5 protein-coding genes are annotated in these 4,951 nt (G+C 42.8%); all 5 read left to right on the forward strand.

Annotated features, from left to right (window positions below; all coding sequences use genetic code 11):
• Positions 1-296: 296 nt before the first annotated feature.
• The 5 genes from A3G19_RS06865 to A3G19_RS06885 all read left to right on the forward strand — a co-directional run bounded on the left by A3G19_RS06865 (position 297) and on the right by A3G19_RS06885 (position 4,853).
• A complete protein-coding gene (locus A3G19_RS06865; RefSeq protein WP_294871510.1) occupies positions 297-2,594 on the forward strand; it encodes a TonB-dependent siderophore receptor in 2,298 nt (765 codons plus the stop codon).
• Positions 2,595-2,674: 80 nt separating this feature from the next.
• A complete protein-coding gene (locus tag A3G19_RS06870; RefSeq protein ID WP_294871513.1) occupies positions 2,675-3,358 on the forward strand; it encodes a Fe2+-dependent dioxygenase in 684 nt (227 codons plus the stop codon).
• Positions 3,359-3,386: 28 nt separating this feature from the next.
• Positions 3,387-3,809, forward strand: coding sequence for a TonB-system energizer ExbB (gene exbB / locus A3G19_RS06875; RefSeq protein ID WP_294871516.1), 423 nt, complete (start codon positions 3,387-3,389; stop codon positions 3,807-3,809).
• On the forward strand, positions 3,796-4,179 hold the full coding sequence (locus A3G19_RS06880; protein WP_294871519.1) for a biopolymer transporter ExbD: 384 nt from the start codon (positions 3,796-3,798) through the stop codon (positions 4,177-4,179). Before exbB ends, A3G19_RS06880 begins: the two co-directional genes overlap by 14 nt.
• The gene (locus A3G19_RS06885; RefSeq protein WP_294871522.1) at positions 4,176-4,853 is read left to right on the forward strand and encodes a TonB family protein; all 678 of its coding nucleotides are present in this window, start codon (positions 4,176-4,178) and stop codon (positions 4,851-4,853) included. Before A3G19_RS06880 ends, A3G19_RS06885 begins: the two co-directional genes overlap by 4 nt.
• Positions 4,854-4,951: the final 98 nt, after the last annotated feature.

The raw sequence follows: 4,951 nt of genomic DNA on the forward strand, positions 1-4,951 counted from the left end.
TATAGCTCTGGGGTTCTGAGTGAAACTCAAATCGATCATGAAAACTCCCGCTTCCATTTCCTCGTTACTCTAGAGGGACGCTGGTAAAGCTCCCCCTCTACTTTCTTAATTCAAGCTGATCATTTACCATTTATTTATTTAATAATGCTTATCACTATTGACATAGCTCTTTAGATAAGTTATATTTCTACAAATGAAAGTAATTATCATTTGCTTTCAAATTATTTAGCCAGCCAACGCTTTTGATTCTCCTTTTAAGCCTATAGCCAGCCACTTCCATAACTTAAGGAGTGCCTATGGCCTATCATAACCGTTTTTTACATTCGCAAATGCTCCCAATCGGAGCTATGCTTCTTAGTATGAGTGCGAGCTCATTATTGGCCTCTACGGCTGATTCCAATGCTACTATTGAAGCCATTGATATTCAAGAGGCGGTAGAAATAGAACTTCCTCGCTATCAGCCGGGCATTTCTAAAACTGCCAAAACTGGGCAATTAGCTCATGATGTACCTCAGGCAATTACGGTGGTAACGAAAGAGTTGTTACACGACAAATCGGAATTTACCCTAAAAGAGGCGCTTAGTAATGTATCGGGGCTCACTTTCAATGCTGCAGAAGGTGGACGTATCGGGGATAATATGAATCTTCGCGGGTTTTATACTTTCGGGGATTTATATCTTGACGGTATCCGTGATGTCGCTCAGTATAACCGTGATACATTTAATCTCGAATCCGTTGACGTTCTGCGCGGCGGTGCGGCGATGTTATTCGGTCGTGGTCAAGCGGGTGGAGTTATCAATCAGGTGAGCAAAGATGCGGAAGCTGAAAATTTTGGCAAACTCTCTATCACTGTCGGTACGGATGAATATAAACGTGCTTCAGCTGATGTGAACGTGATGCTAAACGATACGACAGCATTTCGTCTCAATGCGATGGGGATGGATTCTGGAAGTACTCGCAATGATGTTTATAATGAAACCGTTGGTATTGCTCCGACAATGACGTTTGGACTTAATACCGATAATGAGTTCAGTTTATCCCATTATTATCTGAAAACACATATTACTCCCGATTACGGTGTTCCGTTTGACAGTGCTACCAAAAGACCTGCCGATGTAGGGAACGAAGTGTTTTATGGATTCACCGATGACTATGAAGATAATCGTGTCAATATTACAACGGCCAGTTATACCCATAAATTCTCTAAAGATACACAGCTTCGTTCCGTGATACGTCATGCCGATTATTTACGTGATAACTGGGCAACTGCACCGGGTGGGTATGATACGACCAGTGGCCCAGATACTACAATTACCAGAGGTACAAAAGGAAACGGTGCGAAAGAGAAAACCGATACATGGCAAAATGATTTCACGACGCAGTTTGAAGCCCTTGGACTGAAACATGAAGCATTGGTCGGGACTGAGTTTTTACGAGAAGAACAAGTGCGGTGGGGGCATGACGGGTTATCAGCCTATTATCCAAATATATCTTTGGCTAACGGAGCGAGTAACGGACTTCCGGCGGCTCCATCCAATGGGCAACGTGCACTGGCAAGCAATGGAATCTGGTATCAGTATGCAACGACAGGTACGCGATGGGCCGCTTCTATGCCAACCACAGCGGAATCAGGTTCAACGCTTCCCGATGCCTATAAAGCAGTCTATGGCAATAAAGAACGCAATATCAGCAGCGGCTATAAAGGACGTACGTGGGCACTCTACGCACAGGACATTGTTGAGGTGGCTCCTAAGTGGAAAGTAATGGCAGGTTTTCGTAAAGATTGGTTAAATATGGATTACTACACCGGAGCGGATATGGTGCAAAATGGAGAGCTCCATTTTAATGAGATGAGTTACCGTGCCGGATTATCGTATCAGCCGAGTAAACAACAACATTATTATCTTGCTTGGAATAATTCGTTTAATACGACAGGAGATCTTTACTCGTTTTCCAATGCTTATGATCCTGAACGCAGTAAAACGTATGAACTTGGTGCAAAATTTGAACTTTTTGAAGGGGATCTCTCCTTACGCACAGCAATTTACCGTACGATCAAGGAGTGGGAACGCAACACTGACGTAGCAAGTGCATCAAGCAATCCGATACTCTCAAAAGAGCGCCATACGGATGGTATCGAACTCGAAGTTGCGGGTCGCATCACCGATAATTGGGATGTATTTGCCGGTCTCGCACTTATGGACCCGGAAGTAGATGCCGTAACACCGGGCAAAGATGATATGTACATCGGTCAAAAACCGCCGAATTCAACCGATTACACATTTAATCTCTGGACAACGTACAAACTTGGCAGCGGATGGAAAATCGGTGGTGGAATTGAGGGTAAAGGGGATCGTGCTGTTTACAGTTATGCAAATGAAAGTTCGACAAATGTCTTTAATCCGAATACCGCACCAAGTTATATCCGTTATGATGGAATGATCGCATATGTTCAGAAGAATTATGCTGTTCAGCTTAATGTAAAAAACCTTTTGGACACGACGTATTATGAATCGGCCTATATCAATGGAGGATTCGTTGTTCCGGGAACCGGACGGACAGCTCAGGTTACATTGGACTACAAATTCTTTTAAAATCTCACTCCCCCTGCGGGAGTTTTGAAGTTAGCGGATTTGAGTCTTTTAACTTCAAAATTTAGGCAAAGGAAATAAACATGTTACTCCATATACCGGGCGTACTCACCTCTGAACAGGTGGCACAATGCCGTGAAATTCTGACATCCTCGACGTGGGTTGACGGTAATGTTACCAGCGGTACACAGGCGGCAAAAGCAAAAAATAATTTGCAGCTTCCCGAAGAGTCAGAAGCGGCTGTCGCATTGCAAAAAATTGTGTTAGATGCCCTGAGTAATAACGCACTATTTTTTACGGCGGCATTACCGAAAAAGATTTTTCCTCCGTTATTCAACTGTTATACGGGTGAATTTAATACGTTCGGCAACCATGTTGATAATGCGGTTCGTACCATGCGAGGCGGTGGTAAACGGGTACGGAGTGACCTCTCTTTTACCCTCTTTTTCTCTGATCCTGAGGAATATGATGGGGGAGAATTAGTGATCGAGGATACCTTCGGATCACAAGTTGTCAAACTTCCGGCAGGGGATTTGGTGCTTTATCCCTCATCAAGTGTTCATCGGGTTGAACCGGTGACTCGCGGAGCGCGTATTTCCTGCTTTACGTGGCTAGAGAGTATGATTCGTGAGACAGACCGACGCCGATTATTGTTTGATTTGGATATGTCGATCATGGCATTTCGTGAGCGGTTGGGTGATGATGAGGATACGGTAAAACTTACGAGTATTTATCATAATCTACTCCGTACGTGGGCAGATACATAATCAATAAAATGATATAAAGGAAGAAGAAATGGAAGCGTTAAAGTTAGTGGTCGATTATGCGACTTTGGGTATATTAGGTGTAATGAGTGTTATCGCGTTCGCGTATGGAATTGAGCGATTTTTTTATTATCGTTCCGTCAATTTAGAAAGTTATGAAACAAAAAATCGTGCTGAAGCTGAACTCTCTAAAAACTTGACTACGATTTCAGTGATTGGATCAAACGCACCCTACGTGGGATTGCTCGGGACCGTTGCAGGGATTATGGTGGTGTTTTACGAAATCGGGCAAAGCGGGGGAATGGAACCCTCCACTGTAGTTATTGGACTATCATTGGCACTTAAAGCGACGGCATTAGGATTGTTAGTAGCGATTCCGTCCATGATGATCTATAGTGCATGTCTGCGTAAAATGGATCTATTAATGGGGAAATGGGAAGATGCGCGCGCTTAAACGTCCCGAGGGTATTAATGTTGTTCCCTTGATTGATGTGGTATTGGTTCTTTTGGCGATTGTTCTGACAATCTCGACGTTTGTTGCTTCAGGAGCGATCAAACTCGATCTTCCGAAAGCGGCAAGTGCCAAAGAAACTCCGCCGCAGAAGATTGAAATTGCTATCAGTGAAAATGGGGTGTTGTACTGGAACGGAAAAGAGATGAGCCAAAGTGAGTTGAGCCAAGTAATCACCACTCTGGGCAGTGATGCGAGTGTCAGTGTATTGGGGGATAAAAAAGCTTTTTTCAATGATTTTATTTTTATTCTTGATCAACTAAAACTTCAAAATATCGAGAAAATTTCGATTGTGACCAAGAGGGAATCATGAAAACGAAACGTTCCTTTCTCCTCTCTATAGTTCTGCATGCCGGAATTATTACAGGTGCGGTTGCTTTGAGCACACTGCCAAAAGAGGAAAAAGAAGAAGAAATTGTTTTAGAGTTGGCTTTGAAGGAATCTTCACCTGCTAATCAAGTGCAGCCGATAGTAAAATCAACTTTGCCGATACCACAAAAAATAGAACCTGTAGAAGCGAAACCTATTGTTCATAGAATACCAGAACCAATTGTGAAAGCACAAGAACCTGAACCAAAGGTTCAAGAGGTTGTTGTTCCATCTCAGCCGGTTGCAGTGGCTCAAGTGGCTCAGCCTGAGCCGAAAATAATACCTGTCGTTAAACTTATGCCGGTTACACCGCCGGTTAATATGGAAGAGCAATATTTAGATGATCACCTCTCGACTATACGGGAGTTATTGGTTAAATATCGTAAATATCCATCGCAAGCTGTCCGTTTAAAACAAGAAGGAGCGGTAAAAGTGACGTTTCGGCTTAAACAAAACGGTGATGTAGAAGATATCCGAATTATGGGAAGTTCAGGTTATGAACTTTTGGATGATGATGCGATGGCATTGGTACAGAAAGTATCAGAATATTTCCCAAAACCGCCTAAAACGGTTCGTATTACCGTCCCTTTAAATTACGCATTGAAAGTCCGTACATAAGTGACATCTAAATAAACAAACTTAAAGCGTTGTTTTAGCGGTTATTCATTAACCGTTTGTAGGTTAATATTGTTACGATTCTTATCACTATATTAGAG

It is taken from the genome of Sulfuricurvum sp. RIFCSPLOWO2_12_FULL_43_24 (assembly GCF_001829605.1).
Lineage (GTDB): Bacteria > Campylobacterota > Campylobacteria > Campylobacterales > Sulfurimonadaceae > Sulfuricurvum.